14 protein-coding genes, 1 tRNA gene and 1 pseudogene are annotated in these 16,942 nt (G+C 67.1%); 12 read left to right on the forward strand and 4 right to left on the reverse strand.

The window, feature by feature from the left end:
• The 4 genes and pseudogenes from RCJ92_RS10455 to RCJ92_RS10470 all read left to right on the forward strand — a co-directional run.
• Positions 1-741 (forward strand): annotated as a pseudogene (locus tag RCJ92_RS10455) (prephenate dehydrogenase); the annotation flags it as partial.
• Positions 723-1,412 (forward strand): (d)CMP kinase, encoded by a 690-nt coding sequence (gene cmk / locus RCJ92_RS10460; protein ID WP_391495619.1) that lies wholly within the window; start codon positions 723-725, stop codon positions 1,410-1,412. The pseudogene RCJ92_RS10455 and the gene cmk, both read left to right, overlap by 19 nt.
• Positions 1,413-1,576: 164 nt before the next feature.
• Positions 1,577-3,106, forward strand: a complete 1,530-nt coding sequence (gene der, locus RCJ92_RS10465) for a ribosome biogenesis GTPase Der (protein ID WP_343834127.1) — start codon at positions 1,577-1,579, stop codon at positions 3,104-3,106.
• Between the two features lie 109 nt (positions 3,107-3,215).
• Positions 3,216-3,292 (forward strand) — tRNA-Pro (locus tag RCJ92_RS10470).
• 167 nt (positions 3,293-3,459) lie between these two features.
• On the opposite strand, the gene RCJ92_RS10475 is transcribed toward RCJ92_RS10470, so the two are convergent.
• A complete protein-coding gene (locus RCJ92_RS10475; protein WP_446754514.1) occupies positions 3,460-4,278 on the reverse strand; it encodes a DinB family protein in 819 nt (272 codons plus the stop codon).
• Positions 4,279-4,483: 205 nt separating this feature from the next.
• Here RCJ92_RS10475 and RCJ92_RS10480 point away from each other — a divergent pair, with 205 nt between their 5' ends.
• The 3 genes from RCJ92_RS10480 to RCJ92_RS10490 all read left to right on the forward strand — a co-directional run bounded on the left by RCJ92_RS10480 (position 4,484) and on the right by RCJ92_RS10490 (position 8,088).
• Positions 4,484-5,140 (forward strand): alpha/beta fold hydrolase, encoded by a 657-nt coding sequence (locus RCJ92_RS10480; RefSeq protein WP_346921673.1) that lies wholly within the window; start codon positions 4,484-4,486, stop codon positions 5,138-5,140.
• Positions 5,141-5,790: 650 nt separating this feature from the next.
• Positions 5,791-7,695, forward strand: coding sequence for an FAD-binding monooxygenase (locus RCJ92_RS10485; RefSeq protein ID WP_446754515.1), 1,905 nt, complete (start codon positions 5,791-5,793; stop codon positions 7,693-7,695).
• Between the two features lie 249 nt (positions 7,696-7,944).
• Positions 7,945-8,088 carry a hypothetical protein gene (locus tag RCJ92_RS10490; RefSeq protein WP_446754516.1) on the forward strand — a complete coding sequence of 48 codons (144 nt, stop codon included), beginning with the start codon at positions 7,945-7,947 and terminating at the stop codon, positions 8,086-8,088.
• On the opposite strand, the gene RCJ92_RS10495 is transcribed toward RCJ92_RS10490, so the two are convergent.
• Positions 8,085-8,441 (reverse strand): DUF488 domain-containing protein, encoded by a 357-nt coding sequence (locus tag RCJ92_RS10495; RefSeq protein WP_138172901.1) that lies wholly within the window; start codon positions 8,439-8,441, stop codon positions 8,085-8,087. The genes RCJ92_RS10490 and RCJ92_RS10495 overlap by 4 nt on opposite strands.
• A 26-nt stretch (positions 8,442-8,467) precedes the next feature.
• Positions 8,468-9,133: a hypothetical protein gene (locus RCJ92_RS10500; RefSeq protein ID WP_446754517.1), complete on the reverse strand. Its 666-nt coding sequence runs from the start codon at positions 9,131-9,133 to the stop codon at positions 8,468-8,470.
• Between the two features lie 179 nt (positions 9,134-9,312).
• On the opposite strand from RCJ92_RS10500, the gene RCJ92_RS10505 reads away from it, so the two are divergent.
• The 4 genes from RCJ92_RS10505 to RCJ92_RS10520 all read left to right on the forward strand — a co-directional run bounded on the left by RCJ92_RS10505 (position 9,313) and on the right by RCJ92_RS10520 (position 11,911).
• On the forward strand, positions 9,313-9,762 hold the full coding sequence (locus tag RCJ92_RS10505; protein WP_054821366.1) for an FHA domain-containing protein: 450 nt from the start codon (positions 9,313-9,315) through the stop codon (positions 9,760-9,762).
• 80 nt (positions 9,763-9,842) lie between these two features.
• Positions 9,843-10,592 carry a transcriptional regulator FtsR gene (ftsR, locus tag RCJ92_RS10510; RefSeq protein ID WP_446754518.1) on the forward strand — a complete coding sequence of 250 codons (750 nt, stop codon included), beginning with the start codon at positions 9,843-9,845 and terminating at the stop codon, positions 10,590-10,592.
• A gap of 46 nt (positions 10,593-10,638) precedes the next feature.
• The gene (locus tag RCJ92_RS10515; protein WP_054821365.1) at positions 10,639-11,115 is read left to right on the forward strand and encodes a bifunctional nuclease family protein; all 477 of its coding nucleotides are present in this window, start codon (positions 10,639-10,641) and stop codon (positions 11,113-11,115) included.
• A gap of 202 nt (positions 11,116-11,317) precedes the next feature.
• Positions 11,318-11,911: a MerR family transcriptional regulator gene (locus tag RCJ92_RS10520; RefSeq protein ID WP_446754519.1), complete on the forward strand. Its 594-nt coding sequence runs from the start codon at positions 11,318-11,320 to the stop codon at positions 11,909-11,911.
• Positions 11,912-12,147: 236 nt separating this feature from the next.
• Here RCJ92_RS10520 and RCJ92_RS10525 read toward each other — a convergent pair whose 3' ends face one another.
• Entirely contained in the window at positions 12,148-12,966 is an 819-nt protein-coding gene (locus tag RCJ92_RS10525; protein ID WP_446754520.1) for a ParA family protein, read from the reverse strand.
• A gap of 348 nt (positions 12,967-13,314) precedes the next feature.
• On the opposite strand from RCJ92_RS10525, the gene RCJ92_RS10530 reads away from it, so the two are divergent.
• On the forward strand, positions 13,315-16,767 hold the full coding sequence (locus RCJ92_RS10530) for a pyruvate carboxylase (RefSeq protein ID WP_446754521.1): 3,453 nt from the start codon (positions 13,315-13,317) through the stop codon (positions 16,765-16,767).
• Positions 16,768-16,942: the final 175 nt, after the last annotated feature.

The following is a 16,942-nucleotide window of genomic DNA, read 5'->3' on the forward strand; positions in this document are numbered from 1 at the left end:
CCCACCCGATGGCCGGGCGGGAAAAGTCCGGTCCGGCCGCCGCCCGCGGCGCGCTGTTCACCTCCATGCCGTGGGTGATCTGCGCGCACCCGGGCAGCTCGGCGCGCGCGGTGAAGACCGCCGAATCGCTGGCCATCGACCTGGGCGCGGTGATGCACCGCATGGGCACCACCGAGCACGACGAGTCGGTCGCGCTGATCAGCCACTTCCCCGCAGGCCGCCAGCTCGATGATCGCCTCCCGGCTGCTCAACGCCCCGGCCCACCAGCTGGGGCTGGCCGGCAACGGGCTGCGCGACACCACCCGCATCGCCGCCAGCGACGAGAAGCTGTGGATCCAGATCTTCTCGCACAACGCCCAGGCGCTGATCCCGATCCTGGGGGCCATGAAGGATGACCTGGACCGGCTGATCACCACCCTGGAAAACCCGCAGGGCCCCGGCGCGCTGCTGGACCTGTCCCAGCTGATGACCGAGGGCAACGCCGGACATGCGCGTATCCCCGGCAAGCACGGCGCCCCGCCGCAGGCCTTCGCGCTGGTCACCGTCGTGGTCGATGACCGGCCCGGGCAGATCGCCCAGCTGCTGAACGAGATCGGGGCGGCCGGGATCAACCTGGAGGACCTGCGCATGGAGCACTCCGCCGGACACCAGGTGGGCCTGGTGGACGTTTCGGTGCTGCCGGGACGACGCGATGAACTGATCAACGTATTGACGCACAACGGATGGAAGGTAGTGCAGTGAGCAGCAACGAACACCTGGTGATCGCGATCGACGGGCCCAGCGGATCGGGCAAGTCCTCGGTCTCCAAGGCCGTGGCCCGCACCCTGAAGGCCGCCTACCTGGACACCGGGGCCATGTACCGGGCGGTGACCTACGCGGTGCTGGCCTCCGGGGCGGACCTTTCCGACGCCGCCGCCGTCGCCCAGGCGGTGCGCGAGGCGGACCTGCAGATCTCCACCGACCCGGACGCCGAACTGGTGGTGATCGCCGGGCAGGATGTGACCACCGCGATCCGTGAACCGCGCATCACCGAAAACGTTTCGGCCGTGGCCACCAACCTGGACGCGCGCGCCGAACTGGTCCGGCGCCAGCGCGAGATCATCGCCGCCCACCCGCGCATCGTCGCCGAGGGCCGGGACATCACCACGGTGGTCGCCCCGCAGGCCCCGGCCAGGATTCTGCTCACCGCCTCCGAGGAGGCCCGGATGCGCCGGCGCGGGCTGGAGCTAGGCGGCACCCAGAGCCAGGAGCAGCTGGCCACCCAGGTGCTGGCCCGGGACAAGAAGGACTCCACCGTGGTGAACTTCACCCAGGCCGCCGACGGGGTGATCACCGTGGACTCCTCGGACCTGGATTTCGAGCAGACCGTCGCCGCGGTGCTTGACGCGGCCGGCTTCGGACGCGAAGACTAGCCACAACGGCGCCGCCGGCCCCACCGGCCGCACCCCGCTGCGGGCCCGGCATTCGGTGGCGGCGGGGCCGCAGCAGACCGGCGCCCCGACACAGACTTAACCGACCTTCCGGCCGCTGTCGTGAGACAACCGGCTGGCCGTTCATTGCCTTGAAAGGGAAGATCATGAGCGAGAAACACCTGTCCGACGAAGACTACATCCCGGTCGGTGACGACGACATCGTCCAGCGGCTGGACGCGCTCAGCGACGAGGAAGCCGAACAGCGGGCCGAAGCGCTGCGCGCCGGGCTGGCCGAATACGACCTGGACGATGAGGACGCGGCCCTGCTGGCCGGGCTGGGCACGGAGGAAGACGAGGACGCCGAGATCGGCATCCCTCCGGTGCTGGCCGTCATCGGGCGCCCGAACGTGGGCAAGTCCACCCTGGTCAACCGCATCCTGGGGCGCCGCGAGGCGGTCGTGGAGGACGTGCCGGGGGTGACCCGGGACCGGGTGGCCTACGACGCCGAATGGGAGGGGCGCGCCTTCTCCCTGGTGGACACCGGCGGCTGGGAGCACGACGCGAAGGGCATCCACGCCTCGGTCGCCGAGCAGGCCGAGATCGCCGCGGACGTCGCGGACGTGATCCTGTTCGTGGTCGACACCCATGTGGGGGCGACCGCCACCGACGAGGCCGTGGTCAAGATGCTGCGCCGCAAGGGCAAGCCGGTGTTCCTGGTGGCCAACAAGGTCGATGACTTCAACCAGGAGGCCGAGGCCGCGATGCTGTGGGGCCTGGGCTTCGGCCAGCCCTGGCCGGTCTCGGCCCTGCACGGACGCGGCACCGCGGACCTGCTGGACGCGGTGATGGAGAAGATGCCGCAGTACTCCGCCTTTGGCGGGGTGATCCCGCGCGGCGGACCGCGGCGCATCGCGCTGATCGGCCGGCCGAACGTGGGCAAGAGCTCGCTGCTGAACAAGCTCGCCGGCGCCGAGCGCGTCGTTGTGGACAACTACGCCGGCACCACCCGTGACCCGGTGGACGAACTGGTCGAGCTGGGCGGGGAAGTGTGGCGGTTCGTGGACACCGCCGGCATCCGCCGCCGCCAGCACATGGCCGTCGGTTCGGACTACTACGCCTCACTGCGCACCCAGGCCGCCCTGGAAAAGGCGGAGGTCGCGGTGATCCTGCTGGCCGCCGACGAAGTGGTCTCCGAACAGGACGTGCGCATCATTCAGATGGCGATCGAGGCCGGGCGGGCCATGGTGGTGGTGTTCAACAAGTGGGACAACCTCGATGAGGACCGCCGCCACTATCTGGAGCAGGAAATCGAGCGTGACCTTGCGCATATCGACTGGGCGCCGCGGGTGAACATTTCCGCGCTGACCGGCTGGCACAAGGACAAGCTGGTCCCGGCGCTGAACACCGCGCTGGAGTCCTGGGACAAGCGCATCCCCACCGGCAAGCTCAACGCCTTTCTGGGCGAGCTGGTGGCCGCCCACCCGCACCCGGTGCGCGGGGGCAAGCAGCCGCGCATCCTGTTCGGCACCCAGGCCTCCTCGCGTCCGCCGCGCTTCGTGCTGTTCACCACCGGTTTCCTGGATCCGGGCTACCGCCGGTTCATCGCCCGCCGGCTGCGGGAAACCTTCGGGTTCGAAGGTTCGCCGATCGAGGTCTCGATGCGCATCCGCGAACGCCGGGGACGCAAGTCCTAGAGTCCTCGATTCGATCCCGCACCCGAATGTGGTGTAGGGTTATCTAGGAGCTTTTCGCAGGTGGCACCGCCGCTTTTCGAAGTGGGGGAGAACGGCTGCGAAAGCATTTCGGGCTATGGCGCAGCTTGGTAGCGCGCCTGACTGGGGGTCAGGAGGCCGTGGGTTCGAATCCCGCTAGCCCGACCAACGCTCAAGGGCGGAAACCATCTGGTTTCCGCCCTTGACTGGTTTTCGAGCCCCTTCCCGCGCGATTTTTTCACCGCCCGCCAGGGGCATGGTTTTGTGAGCTCCGGACGGTCATCGCATCCTGGCATGGCCCCCGCAGCGAGGTCACCGGCGTGTGGAGCGCCACATTATTCCGGGCCAGGGTTTTCGTCGGCGGGTTGGCCCTGCCGGCGTTGTCCCTCACCGCGGACCGCCAGGGACTTCAGGTCCCGCACCGCGTAGCACAGGTGTTCGTATTCCTCATCCAGGAGCACCCGCAGTGCCGCCCCAACGCTGAGCATGGCGCTGTGCTCTGCGTCCCAGGGGTGGCGGCGTGCTGCCTGCAGCGACTGCGCGTCCTGGACCAGCAGGAAAACGCGCACCTGCTGCTCGCGTTCGGCGCGCACCTGCAGCACCCGGGCGAAGTCCGGATTCGATTCGCTGAACACCGACTTGTCGTAGCCATCCAGCGCGTACTCGTGGTTCGGCACTCCGATCGGATGGTAGGGATGCTCCTCACCGAAGATGCAGCCGCGCAACCACGTGTCGGTGGCCATCACCAGGTGGCGCAGCGTCTGGACGAAGGACCATTCCCCGTCCACGCTCAGGTCCTGCGTCCCGGCGGGCAGCTCATCCAGGGTACGGCAGGCGGCCGCCCAGTGGGCGCTGACCGCATCCCAGGACTGGAGCAGTTCTGCGCCGTGGTGCGAGCCGCGCAGCTCTCGCCCCGGGAACCGGCGGGTCAGTTGCTGCTCCACGAACCCGGTGACCTCCACGTCGTTGAGGAACACGCCCTGACTCCCGGCACTGAACCAGGTGCTGTCGATGCGTGCGCCGCCCAGTTCAACGGCGCGTATCCGCACCTCACCCAGGTCGCAGCGGGTGAACCTGGCCCGACGCAGGTCGGCGTCGGTGAAGTGCGCCTGCGGCAGCTGCCCACCGGGGCCCAAGCTCCTCGCGTCGTCCATTTGGCACCCCCACCGTCTGCTCTGCGCCGGTGGGGGCATTCTGCCACCACGGTTTGACCGGCACCAGGAAAAACCGCAGACGGGCCGGTCGGCCAGCCATGTGCGCGCCGGGAATTTCTGCCGATCCGCCACGTGGCGGAGTGATTTGTTCTAGGCTGGGGCCAACGGCACGATGCGCCGCCGGGCAATGAAGGAGTGATGCGCAATGACCACGTTGTTTCTCACTGGAGGCGGGCTGCCGGGATGGATTTGGGACCAGGTGCGCGCCTATGTGCGCGAAGGCACCGAGGTGGTGCAGTTTCCCGACGGCACCGGGACCCTAAAGGAGCACGCCCAGCTGGTCATCGAGGCCATGCCTCCGGGGGAGGAGCAGGTGACGTTGGTGGCCCACTCGGTGTCGGCGACCGTGGCCGCCCAGGTCGCGTCCATGGTGCCGCGGCGCCTGGACGGGGTGCTGCTGATTTCCTCGCTGCTGCCCCCGCGCGGAAAGTCCCTGGTCGATGTGCTGCCGCTGGTCGGACCTAAGCTCGTTGCGCCACAGCTGGTGAAGAGCGGGCTGAAACTCAGTGAGCGCAGAATTCGGGCGATGCTGCCCGGTGTGGCCGAGGTCGTGATCGACAAGCTGCTGCGTGAGATGGGCGCGTTCTCCGGGCAGGTGCTGGCCGACGCGACCGGCGAACCGCACTGGCCCGCCCGCCGCGGCTACGTGCTCACCACCCAGGACACCGCGGTGCCGGCGGGAATGCAGTCGCGGGTGGCCAAGCGTTTTGATGCGACCATTTACCAGCTGGAGACCGGCCACCTGCCGATGCTCACCAAGGCCCGCGAGCTGGCGCGCATCATCGAGCGGTTCAACTCCTAGACAGCGGGGTCGACACCCGTTAGCGTCCGGCAGCCTCCAGCGGATTCCCCGGTAACGCGGCGCGGCTTTGGCGAGGCGCGTTCCGGCTGCGGCCGCGGGGGCACAAGGGGAGCGCCGGCACTGCCCTCAGTGGCCGTCCCGGTGGCTGCGCCTCCGGTTGCCATAGCGGCCATGACGGTACTGCGTCCCTTATCTCCCTTCGGCAATCGTCCTTGACGGTGGGTGGCCAGAACCTACGGCGGAACCGGACGGGGCTCCTGGGCTGGTCGAAGAACCTGTTGCTGCTCGACGCATTGACCAACCATGTCTCACTGCGGCCCTGCCCAGTTCGCGCAGGCGCTCGCCGAGCACCGTGATGGTGATTGCCCCGCACCGCGAGGACTGTTCCACCGAATGCCGCGCGAACCTATCCGCAGCCCCGGAGGGCACGTTGGTGGCCTCCGGCGCGGTAGGGCTGGCAAAGCGAGAGTTTCGAAGAGGGCAACGAAGCCGGTGGCGCACAGCAAAGCTTGAGGTGTTGTCTGCGCCTCCTGGGCTTGTGTCAGCACTCACAGGCACTTATAGTGGTTGTGCGATATGCGAATTTGACGTTCGATAATCGAACAACTCTGATCTTAGGTTTTGCTTTCACAAAGCAGTGAGGAAGAACTGTGCAGTTTCACCACAACGGATACGTATCGACCGATCCGCGCGTCCAGCCGGCCGCCGGGCTGGGCCTGAACCGGCCCGAGGAGCTGCCGGACCAGATGGACGTGCTGATCGTCGGTTCCGGTCCCGCCGGCATGATCACCGCCGCGCAGCTGGCCCAGTTCCCGAACGTCAGCACCCGCATCATCGACCGCCGTCCCGGACGCCTGGCGATCGGGCAGGCCGACGGCATCCAGGCCCGCAGCGTGGAGACCTTCCAGGCCTTCGGCTTCGCCGAGCGGATCACCGCCGAGGCCTACTGGATTACGGAGATGAACTTCTGGTCCCCGGATCCGCAGAACCCGAAGAACATCGTGCGTACCGACCGCACCATGGATGACCCGCACGGCATCAGCGAGTTCAAGCACCTGATCGTGAACCAAGCGCGCGTGCTGGACTACTTCGCCGAGTACGCGAAGAACTCCCCGGGGCGCATCACCCCGGACTACGGCTACGACTTCAAGTCGCTGACCGTCGAGGAGGGCCAGGAGTACCCGGTGCGCGCCGTGCTGGAGTACACCGATGGGCCGAAGCAGGGCACCGAACGCGTGGTGCGCGCCAAGTACGTTGTCGGCTCCGACGGCGCCCGCTCGAAGGTGCGCCGCTCCATCGGCGCCAGCCTCTCCGGGGACCAGGCCTTCCACGCCTGGGGCGTGATGGACACCCTGGCCGTGACGGACTTCCCGGACATCCGCATCAAGTGCGCCATCCAGTCCAAGGCCGGCTCGATCCTGCTGATCCCGCGTGAGGGCGGGAACCTCTTCCGGCTCTACGTGGACCTGGGCGAGGTGCCGCACGATGACAACGGCAAGATCCGCCAGACCAGCCTGAAGGAGATCATCGACCACGCACAGCAGATCCTGCACCCCTACACCCTGGATGTGAAGGACGTGGCTTGGCACAGCGTGTACGAGGTCGGCCACCGGCTCACCGACCGCTTCGACGACGTGCTGGTCGATGAGATCGGCACCCGGGAGCCACGCGTGTTCATTACCGGCGATGCCTGCCACACCCACTCGGCCAAGGCCGGTCAGGGCATGAACGTGTCGATGCAGGACGGCTTCAACCTGGCCTGGAAGCTGGGGCACGTGCTCTCGGGGCTCGCCCCGGAGGAGCTGCTGCGCACCTACTCCGCCGAGCGCCAGGTGATCGCGAAGAACCTCATCGACTTCGACAAGGAATGGTCGACCCTGATGGCCAAGAAGCCCGAGGAGTTCGAGGACCCGAAGTTCCTCTCGGACTTCTACGTGCGCACCGCCGAGTTCCCGGCCGGCTTTATGACCGAATACCAGCCCTCAATCCTCACCGGAGAGGCCGACCACCAGCAGCTGGCCGCCGGCTACCCGATCGGCAAGCGCTTCAAGTCCGCGATGGTCATGCGCTGCGGGGACACCAACCCGGTGCACCTGGGACACCACCATCGGGCCGACGGGCGATGGCGCATCTACGTGTTCGCCGACGCCGCCGCCCCGGGCGCCGACTCGCCGACCACCTCGCTGGCGCAGTGGCTGCGCGAGTCGCCCGACTCCCCGGTGGTGAAGTACACCCCGGCCGGCGCGGACATCGACTCGCTGTTCGACATCAAGGTCGTCTACCAGCAGTCCTACCGTGACTTCGAAATCACCGACGCCCCGAAGATCTTCCTGCCGAACAACGGCAAGTTCGGTTTGACCGACTACGAGAAGGTCTATGCCGCGAAGGCCGATGACGACATCTTCGAGACCCGGCAGATCAGCCGCGATGGCGCCATCGTGGTAGTTCGCCCGGACCAGTACGTCTCACACGTGCTGCCGCTGACGGCCACCGATGAACTGGCCGCCTACTTTGCGCCGCTGCTGAAGGCGACCGACGCGGTCACCACGGCGTAGCGCTCACCCGCGCACGGTCTCGGTGCGCTGCCCACGGGGCCGGAACCTGCCAGTTAGCGGCAAGGGCCGGCCCCGTTGGCCTTCCCCGACCGTCCCCGGCTGTTCGGGCCCGGTCCGCGGGAATTCCGGGACGGGCCCGGGGGTTATGCCTAGGACGCAGGCAGTCTTTCGCGCCAGCGGCGCCCAGTGCCCATGATGGGCGAAGGGACCTGGCGAAAGCTGGCCGGATAGAAGTACGAGGAGATGCGCGTGGAGAAGTTCGAATTCAACCTGCAGCAGGTCAGCCAGGGCGATGAGGTGTGCCTGGACGGGGTCTGTTTCGTGCCGCCGGCCCAACCCGCCGGTCAGGACGGCGACGGGCAAAAGCCGCAGTCCGGGAGCAGCGACTCCTAGTCCAGCTGGGAGGAGAGATAATCGCGCAGCACCAGCGCGTGGTTGGCCTCTTCATTCTTCGCCGCATACAGCAGCGTGACCTTCTCCTGGGCAGCGAAGGTCTCCAAGAACTCGTCAACCCGGGGGTTTTGATCCAATTCCTGCCGGTAGTGCTCGGCGAACTCGGCAAAATGCTGCGGGTCGTGGTTCCAGCCCTTGCGCAGGTCACTGGAGGGAGCCAGGGACTTCGCCCACTGGTCGATGTGCGCGTCGACCTTTGTCATCCCGCGCGGCCAGAGCCGGTCCACCAGCACCCGGTAGCCGTCGGAATCGGCCGGTGCCTCGTAAATCCTCTTAACCTGCAGTTCGCTCATGCCCGTGCTCCTTTCGTGCTGCGTGCCTATGGCCGCCCGTTGGCGGGATCCTCCGGCTCGGCAGTGTGTTCGCGGGTACCGGTGGAATCAGAGTGTCCGGGCACCGGGTCCGGGTCGATGCTCGTCGCACCGGACGGGTTCGCCGCAAACTGGCCCTTGAGCTGCTTCAGCCGGCGTCCGCGGCCGCGGTACAGCGTCCAGCCGATCACCCCGGCCACAAAAATCACCGCCGCGGCGATCGCCCCGGTCAGCGACGCTCCGCCAAACCAGGTCGCCCCGGTATCCAGGATCCGGCGGGCCTTGAGCGCCGCGTCGGAGGAATTCAAAAAGATCCCCAGCGTCAGCCAGTTCGGGGCGGCCAGCAGGATCGCGACCACCAGGATCGCCAGGCGCCCCCTCCAATGCAGTTTGCGGATCCGCATCTGCCAGGCGACCACCAGCGGCACCAAGGTGAAGATGAAGCCCAGTGAAAGCCCGGCGATCCATCCGCCACTGGCGGTCCCGTCGTTTTGCGAAACGATGCGCGTCGCCCACCACACCGGCAGGAACAGGGTCGCGAACAGGTAGAGCAGGAACGCCACCGCGACCCCGACAGCAATCAGGATGGCGCGCCGCTTCCAGCCGTTGCCGCCGGCGCTGTCCGGGCCGGGGTGATGTTCGGGATTTGGTGTCGGTTCGGTGAGATCTGACATATTCGAATCATCGCACGGATCGGTGCCTCAGCGTAGGACAAATATCGCCTTGTTTGTTATCGATTGCATGTTGAGTAGGCTAATCTGTAAGGAGTTGGGGGAGTTGCCACCAGCTGACGTTGAACCACCTTGTCTTCGGCGTCCCAGCCGCAGGCGCACAGTATTCGGGAGGACATCTCATGTCTGACAAAGGGCCGACCCACTCGCACTCCGAGTCTGCCTCGGAGACCACGAGCATTGCGCTGCCCACCCAGAGCCGGCCTTCCGAACCCTCGGTGATCTACACGCTCAGCGAAGATGAACGTCGCGCCGTGGCGGCCCTGCCCGAGGGGTCGGCGCTGCTGATCGCCCACACCGGCCCGAACCAGGGGGCCCGGTTCCTGCTGGACAAGGACAAGAACGTGGCCGGGCGGCACCCGAACGCGGACATCTTCCTGGACGACGTCACCGTCTCCCGCCGCCACGCGGCCTTCGAGCGCGAGGGCACCGGCTACCGGCTGAACGACATCGGCTCGCTGAACGGCACCTACATCAACGGGGACCGGGTGGACAGCGTCCTGCTGGCCAACGGCGTGCAGGTGCAGATCGGAAAGTTCCGGCTGAACTTTTACCAGAGCGTTCCGGCGTAAAATCGAAACAGCAGTAAGACTTCATGGATCCGGCCGCGGCCGGAATCCAGCGACGTAACCGAGGTGTGGACCCTTTGCCGATGTTTGATGCAGCACGAAGCCAGCGGATCGAGGCGGTACGCCCCGAGTCACCCCGGGCTGCGGCGTTAAACATCGGCGAGGTGCTCGCCGAGCTGAAGCGGGAATTCCCGCAGGTCACCGCGTCCAAGATCCGCTTCCTGGAGGACAAGGGACTGATCATCCCGCAGCGCACCGCGGCCGGGTACCGCAAGTACACCGCGGCTGACGTGAACCGGCTGCGTTTCATCCTCTCCGTCCAGCGCGACCAGTACCTGCCGCTGAAGGTGATCAAGGACCACCTGGATGCGATGGACCGCGGGGAAACCCCGGACACCCTTCCCGGCGGCGCCCCGAACGCGCCGCAGCTGGTGAGCAACCAGATGGGCGAGCAGGTCGAGAACCGCACCCGCCCGGTGTCGATGGCCGAACTGCAGGGCATGACCGGGGCGAGCGCGGACCTGGTCAAGCAGCTGATCAGTTTTGGGCTGATCGAGGCCGAAAGCGGGCTGTTCGACGCGCACAGCGTGCAGGTCACCCAGTCCGCGGTCAACCTGGCCAGCCATGGGGTCGAGCCGCGCCACCTGCGCCAGTTCCGGCTCGCAGCCGAACGCGAATACTCGCTGATCGACACGATCGTGGGGGCCGACGCCAAGCGCCAGGAAGTCTCCGCCCGGGCCCGCGCCGCCGAGGAGGCGCGCAACATTGCCGAACAGTGCCTGAAACTGCATGATGCCTTGGTGCAGCGTGCTATTTCCCATTTGGATCGCTAGTCTGGTCACAAGCGTTTCGTACCCAACATGCAAAGGGGGAACGTGAATGTTGGAACTAGAATTCGCCGGGATCCGGATCCAGTTGCCCTCCAACCAGCCCCTGCTGTTGTTGAAGCATCCCGAACGCAACCTCTATCTTCCGCTGTGGATCGGCGCGCCCGAAGCCTCGGCCATCGCCATGTCCGAACAGGGGCTCACCCCGCCGCGGCCCATGACCCACGACCTGATGATCAACGTCTTCGAGGCGCTGAAGGTGCAGCTGGACCGGGTGGAAATCGTCTCGGTTGACAACGCCATCTTCACCGCGGATCTGGTGCTCTCCAACGGAGTGCGGGTCGACTCGCGTTCCTCCGATGCGGTGGCGCTGGCGGTGCGCGCCCAGTGCCCGATCATGTGCACCGAGGAAGTGCTGCAGACCGCCGGCGTCGTGATCGAAACCTCCACCGAGGAGGAGCCCCCGGAGGAGCAGATGCGCGAGTTCCGGGAGTTCTTGGACAACATCGATCCCGAAGACTTCAGCTAGGAGCCGCCGGTGGGCAAATGTGCAGGGCGACACGCCCTCAAGTAATAGTTGAAGGTCTTTGACCTAACCCCGATATCGCCGTACCGTCAAATCATAGGGATTTGCCATTCGATTCTGGAAACGGGCTATCATCACTCGCGCGTTGCAACCAGCGATACCGTCCCTGCCGAATGTGAATGCGCTAGATGCAAGGAGTAATTGGATGGACTCTCGGGATACCGGCCCACAACAACGGGCTCCTGGTGACGTGCAACGCTCCACAACCCAGGGATTGCTGTTCACCGACGATCTGCCGCAGCTGGATGAACACGCCGGCTACCGCGGCCCGATCGTCTGCAAGGCTGCGGGGATCACCTACCGCCAGCTCGACTACTGGGCCCGCACGGGCCTGGTTGAACCAGGCGTGCGCGGGGCCAAGGGCTCGGGCTCGCAGCGGCTGTACTCCTTCCGCGACATCCTGGTGCTCAAGGTCGTCAAGCGCCTGCTGGACACCGGGGTATCGCTGCAGCAGATCCGCACCGCCGTCTCCCACCTGCGTGAACGCGGGGTGGAGGACCTGGCGCAGATCACCCTGATGAGCGATGGAGCCTCGGTGTACGAATGCACCAGCGCCGATGAGGTCATCGACCTGGTCCAGGCCGGGCAGGGAGTCTTCGGGATTGCCGTGGGCCGGGTGTGGCGCGAGGTCGAGGGATCGCTCGCCCAGCTGCCCAGTGAAAACTCCGCCGAAGCCCACCCGCACGATGAACTCGCCGCGCGGCGCGCAGCCAAGGCCGCCAAGCTCAACGCCGGCTAAACGGTCCAGGCGGCTCGGCCGGTTCCGGGGTGCCGGGGCCCTGGAAGCCGTCGCATGGTGCGCTGTAGGACTGGCGCGACAAACCCCGGGGGCGGGGCGAACAAAACTTCAGATACTGAAAAAGGACCACCATTCGGTGGTCCTTTTTCAGTCTGCGCTGCCGGTGGCCTCCGGTGGCATGGCTGCCTGGGCCGTGGCTGCCTGTGGGTTGTTCCCTGGGCGTGCGCGTGGTGAGTCTAGACGGGCTGGGCTGCCTTGTCGGTGGCCATGATTTCCTTCAGCAGCCCATCGAACTGGGACACGATCGGCCCGGTGGACTTGCTCGGCCACTGATGTACCGAGTAGGCCGCGCCCTGGATCTGCTGCCATTCGGGGTGCTCGGGAATCTCCGGGGTGAGCATCGAGTCGCCGAACATCTGGCGCATCTCGTTCAGCCGGAAGGTGTGCTCGGCCGAATCCTTGCGCACGCGGTTGGCCACGACCTTGATCGGTCCCAGGGTGGGGGCGAATTCCTTGCGGAACAGCTCCAGGGCACGCTGGGTGCGTTCGGTGCCGGCCACGGAGAACAGGCTGGGCTCGGCCACCAGCAGCAGCTGGTCCGAGGCGCTCCAGGCCATGCGGGTCAGCCCGTTGAGCGAGGGCGGGCAGTCGATGAGCACCAACTGGTAGCCCGAAGTGCGGCTGAGCAGCTGGGTCAGGCGGCGCAGGTCGCGGGTGCGCAGGTCCGGGCGGTCGTAGATGCCGGTGTAGGCATCGCCCACGGCCACATCGAGTACGGGGATGCGGGTGCGGGACTTCTTCTCGGCGGCCTTGGACTGCCAGGAGCTGGCGGCGACATTGTCCTGCAGGCGGGCGCGGCGCACGTTCTTCAGCATCTGCCCGATGGTCTGCTTGTCCTCGGCCCGAACGCCCAAACCGGTGCTGGCATCAGCATGCGGGTCCAGGTCGATGACGAGGGTGGGGATGCCGGCGGCGAGGGCGGCCGAGGCAAGACCGAGGGTCACCGAGGTCTTTCCTACGCCACCCTTGAGGCTGCTGATGCTCACTACGTGCACGGAACAGACCACGCCTTTCACTGTTCGCCGATTGAAGGTACCGCGGGACTTAATCTCTAATTATCATAGTCGGCTCGAGTCGAAATCCCCGAGTTCGCAACGTCGGTTTTTGCTCTTTATCACGATACCCCGCTTTATAACCACTGATCGGAACATGACGCTGTGGTCAGACCACAAGACGAAATTTTTGGTCAACGTGCCTGCCGTCACTGTAGGGTGTGGAATTAGGTGCTCGACAACGAGCCACTTCCGACGCCCTGCGCCGACGACGATGCCGGGTAGGTCTTGCTGTACCCAGCTGCCTGCTCCCGTACCGTCTGCGACGCGACGAATCGATGTAGGAACACCATGTTTGAAAAAATTTTGGTTGCCAACCGCGGCGAGATCGCCATCCGCGCGTTCCGCGCCGCCAACGAACTCGAGGCAAAAACCGTTGCAGTCTACCCCTACGAGGACCGCAACTCGATCCACCGGCAGAAGGCCGATGAGTCCTACCGGATTGGCGAAGAAGGCCACCCGGTCCGTGCCTACCTGGATGTAGACGAGGTGATCCGCGTCGCCAAGGAAGCCGGTGCGGACGCGATCTACCCGGGTTACGGGTTCATGAGTGAAAATCCCGAGCTCTCCCGGGCTGCGAAGGAAAATGGCATCAAGTTCATCGGCCCCTCCGCCGACGTGCTGGAGCTGGCCGGCAACAAGGTCGCCGCGCTGAAGGCCGCCCGCGAGGCCGGCATCCCGGTGCTGGCCTCCACCGAGCCGAGCGACGACGTGGACTGGCTGACCGGTCAGGCGGAGAAGATCGGCTTCCCGCTGTTCGTCAAGGCCGTGGCCGGCGGCGGCGGACGCGGCATGCGCCGGGTGGACCAGCGCGAGGACCTGAACGACGCACTGAACGCGGCCATGCGCGAGGCCGGCACCGCATTCGGGGACCCGACCGTGTTCCTGGAACAGGCCGTGCTGCGCCCGCGGCACATCGAGGTGCAGATCCTGGCCGATGAGCACGGCAACGTCGTGCACCTGCACGAGCGCGACTGCTCGCTGCAGCGCCGCCACCAGAAGGTCGTGGAGATCGCCCCGGCCCCGAACCTGGACGATTCGATCCGCCAGGCGCTGTACCGCGACGCGGTCAAGTTCGCCACCGCCCTGGGCTACCAGAACGCCGGCACCGTCGAATTCCTGGTCGACACCGTGGGCGAGCGCGCCGGGCAGCACGTGTTCATCGAGATGAACCCGCGCATCCAGGTCGAGCACACGGTCACCGAGGAAGTCACCGACATCGACCTGGTGCAGGCGCAGATGCGCATCGCCGCCGGGGCCACCCTGAAGGAGCTGGGCATCCGCCAGGAGGAGATCAAGGTCCGCGGCTGGGCGCTGCAGTCGCGCATCACCACCGAGGACCCGGCCAACGGTTTCCGTCCGGATGTGGGCACCATCACCGTGTACCGTTCGGCCGGCGGCTCCGGGGTGCGCCTGGATGGCGGCACCGTCTACACCGGCGCGGAAATTTCCCCGCACTTCGACTCGATGCTGGTCAAGCTGACCTGCCGCGGCCGGGACTTCGCCACCGCGGTGGCCCGCGCCCGCCGCGCCCTGGCCGAGTTCCGCATCCGCGGGGTGGCCACCAACATCTCCTTCATCCAGAACGTGCTGGCCGATCCGCAGTTCCTGGCCGGCAACGTGGCCACCGACTTCATCGACAAGCGCCCCGAGCTGCTCACCGCCAACCAGTCGCAGGACCGCGGCACCAAGGCGCTGAACTACCTGGCCGCGGTGACCGTGAACCAGCCCAACGGCCCGCGCATCGAGGGCATCGACCCGCGCAAGAAGCTTCCGGCGTTCCCGGGGGACAAGGCCAGCGAGCCGGAGCGTTCACCCTTTGACGGGCCTTCGCAGACCGTGCAGCCGCCGGCCGGCTGGCGCCAGGTGCTGCTGGAGAAGGGCCCGCAGGGCTTTGCCAAGGCGCTGCGCGAGTCCACCGCGGTGGGGGTCACCGACACCACCTTCCGCGACGCCCACCAGTCGCTGCTGGCCACCCGGGTGCGCACCCGCGACCTGCTGCACGCCGCCCCGGCCTACGCCCACGTGGTCCCGCAGCTGTTCTCCATGGAGGTCTGGGGCGGGGCGACCTACGACGTCTCGCTGCGCTTCCTGGGCGAGGACCCGTGGAAGCGCCTGGAGCTGCTGCGCGCCGAGCTGCCCAACATCCCGCTGCAGATGCTGCTGCGTGGACGCAACACCGTGGGCTACACCCCGTACCCCACCCAGGTGACCGACGCATTCGTCGCCGAGGCCGCCAAGAGCGGGATCGACATCTTCCGGATCTTCGACGCGCTGAACGACATCGACCAGATGGCCCCGGCCATCAAGGCCGTGCGCGCCACCGGCACCGCGGTGGCCGAGGTGGCCCTGTGCTACACCGGCAACCTGCTGGACGCCAACGAGAAGCTCTACACGCTGGAGTACTACCTGGAGCTGGCACAGAAGATCGTCGACGCCGGGGCCCACATCCTGGCGATCAAGGACATGGCCGGGCTGCTGCGCCCGGCCGCGGCGAAGCTGCTGGTCTCCGCGCTGCGTGAGCGCTTCGACCTGCCGGTGCATTTGCACACCCACGACACCTCCGGCGGGCAGCTGGCCACCTTGATGGCCGCGGTGGACGCCGGGGTGGACGCGGTGGACGTGGCCAGCGCCGCGATGGCCGGCACCACCTCCCAGCCCTCGGCCTCCGCCCTGGTCGCCGCGCTGGAGAACACCGAACGCGACACCGGCCTCTCGCTGGACGCGGTCGCCTCCCTGGAACCGTACTGGGAAGCGGTGCGCGCGATGTACAAGCCGTTCGAGTCCGGGCTGCCGGCCCCGACCGGGCGCGTCTACCAGCACGAGATCCCCGGCGGGCAGCTGTCCAACCTGCGCCAGCAGGCGATCGCCCTTGGCCTGGGGGAGCGCTTCGAGGCGATCGAGTCGATGTACGCCTCGGTCAACGCGATGCTCGGCAACCTGGTGAAGGTCACCCCCTCCTCCAAGGTGGTCGGCGACCTGGCCCTGCAGCTGGTCGGCTCCGGGGTGGCGGCCGACGAGTTCGAGGCCAACCCGCAGAACTACGACATCCCCGACTCGGTGATCCAGTTCCTCTCCGGGGAGCTGGGTGACCCTCCGGGCGGCTGGCCCGAACCGTTCCGCACCAAGGCCCTGCAGGGGCGCACCGTGCGCCCGCGCGTCGAGGACCTGGAACCGCAGGACGCCAAGGCGCTGCAGGGCGACTCGGACACCGTGCGCTCGACCCTGAACCGGCTGCTGTTCGCCGGGCCGACCCGCGACTTCGAGGCCAGCGTCGAGAACTACGGCGACCTGTCGGTGCTGCACACCCGCGACTACCTCTACGGGCTGAGCTCCGACGGGGAGCACGTGGTCTCGCTGGGCAAGGGGGTGCGCCTGCTGGTCAAGCTGGTCTCCGTCTCCGAGCCCGATGAGAAGGGCATGCGCACCGTGGTGGTCACCCTCAACGGCCAGCAGCGTCAGCTGCAGGCCCGCGACGAGTCCGTGGAATCCACGGTCAAGACCGCGCCGAAGGCCGACCCGAACAACCGCGCCCACGTCGCCGCCCCGTTCGCCGGGGCGGTCACCGTCGGGGTGCAGGAGGGCGACTGGGTGGAGGCCGGGCAGGCCGTGGCCACCATCGAGGCGATGAAGATGGAGGCGGGGATCACCGCCAACGTCTCGGGCACCGTCAACGAGATCACGCTCAACGGCACGAGCCAGGTGCAGGGCGGGGACCTGCTGCTGGTGATCAAGCCGGAGTAGCACCCGCCGCGGGCCGGGGCGTGCCCCTTCCCGCCGCGCACCGGGCCGGTCGGCGCTTCGCGCTGGCCGGCCCGCGCCATGTCACCGGCGCCCACCGCGCACAGCGGCTAGAGTGGATGGGGCCGCAGCGGCCCGCCGCCGTGCCCGGGCATTTTGTTGCCGGAACCGCGGTGGG

It is taken from the genome of Glutamicibacter sp. BSL13 (genome assembly GCF_052928425.1).

What these genes read in the sequence shown, in the direction of transcription:
- cmk (WP_391495619.1), top strand. Translation starts at nt 723, where the DNA reads ATGGAAGGTAGTGCAGTGAGCAGCAACGAACACCTGGTGATCGCGATC.
- der (WP_343834127.1), top strand. Translation starts at nt 1,577, where the DNA reads ATGAGCGAGAAACACCTGTCCGACGAAGACTACATCCCGGTCGGTGAC.
- RCJ92_RS10475 (WP_446754514.1), bottom strand. Translation starts at nt 4,278, where the DNA reads ATGGACGACGCGAGGAGCTTGGGCCCCGGTGGGCAGCTGCCGCAGGCG.
- RCJ92_RS10480 (WP_346921673.1), top strand. Translation starts at nt 4,484, where the DNA reads ATGACCACGTTGTTTCTCACTGGAGGCGGGCTGCCGGGATGGATTTGG.
- RCJ92_RS10495 (WP_138172901.1), bottom strand. Translation starts at nt 8,441, where the DNA reads ATGAGCGAACTGCAGGTTAAGAGGATTTACGAGGCACCGGCCGATTCC.
- RCJ92_RS10500 (WP_446754517.1), bottom strand. Translation starts at nt 9,133, where the DNA reads ATGTCAGATCTCACCGAACCGACACCAAATCCCGAACATCACCCCGGC.
- RCJ92_RS10505 (WP_054821366.1), top strand. Translation starts at nt 9,313, where the DNA reads ATGTCTGACAAAGGGCCGACCCACTCGCACTCCGAGTCTGCCTCGGAG.
- ftsR (WP_446754518.1), top strand. Translation starts at nt 9,843, where the DNA reads ATGTTTGATGCAGCACGAAGCCAGCGGATCGAGGCGGTACGCCCCGAG.
- RCJ92_RS10515 (WP_054821365.1), top strand. Translation starts at nt 10,639, where the DNA reads ATGTTGGAACTAGAATTCGCCGGGATCCGGATCCAGTTGCCCTCCAAC.
- RCJ92_RS10520 (WP_446754519.1), top strand. Translation starts at nt 11,318, where the DNA reads ATGGACTCTCGGGATACCGGCCCACAACAACGGGCTCCTGGTGACGTG.
- RCJ92_RS10530 (WP_446754521.1), top strand. Translation starts at nt 13,315, where the DNA reads ATGTTTGAAAAAATTTTGGTTGCCAACCGCGGCGAGATCGCCATCCGC.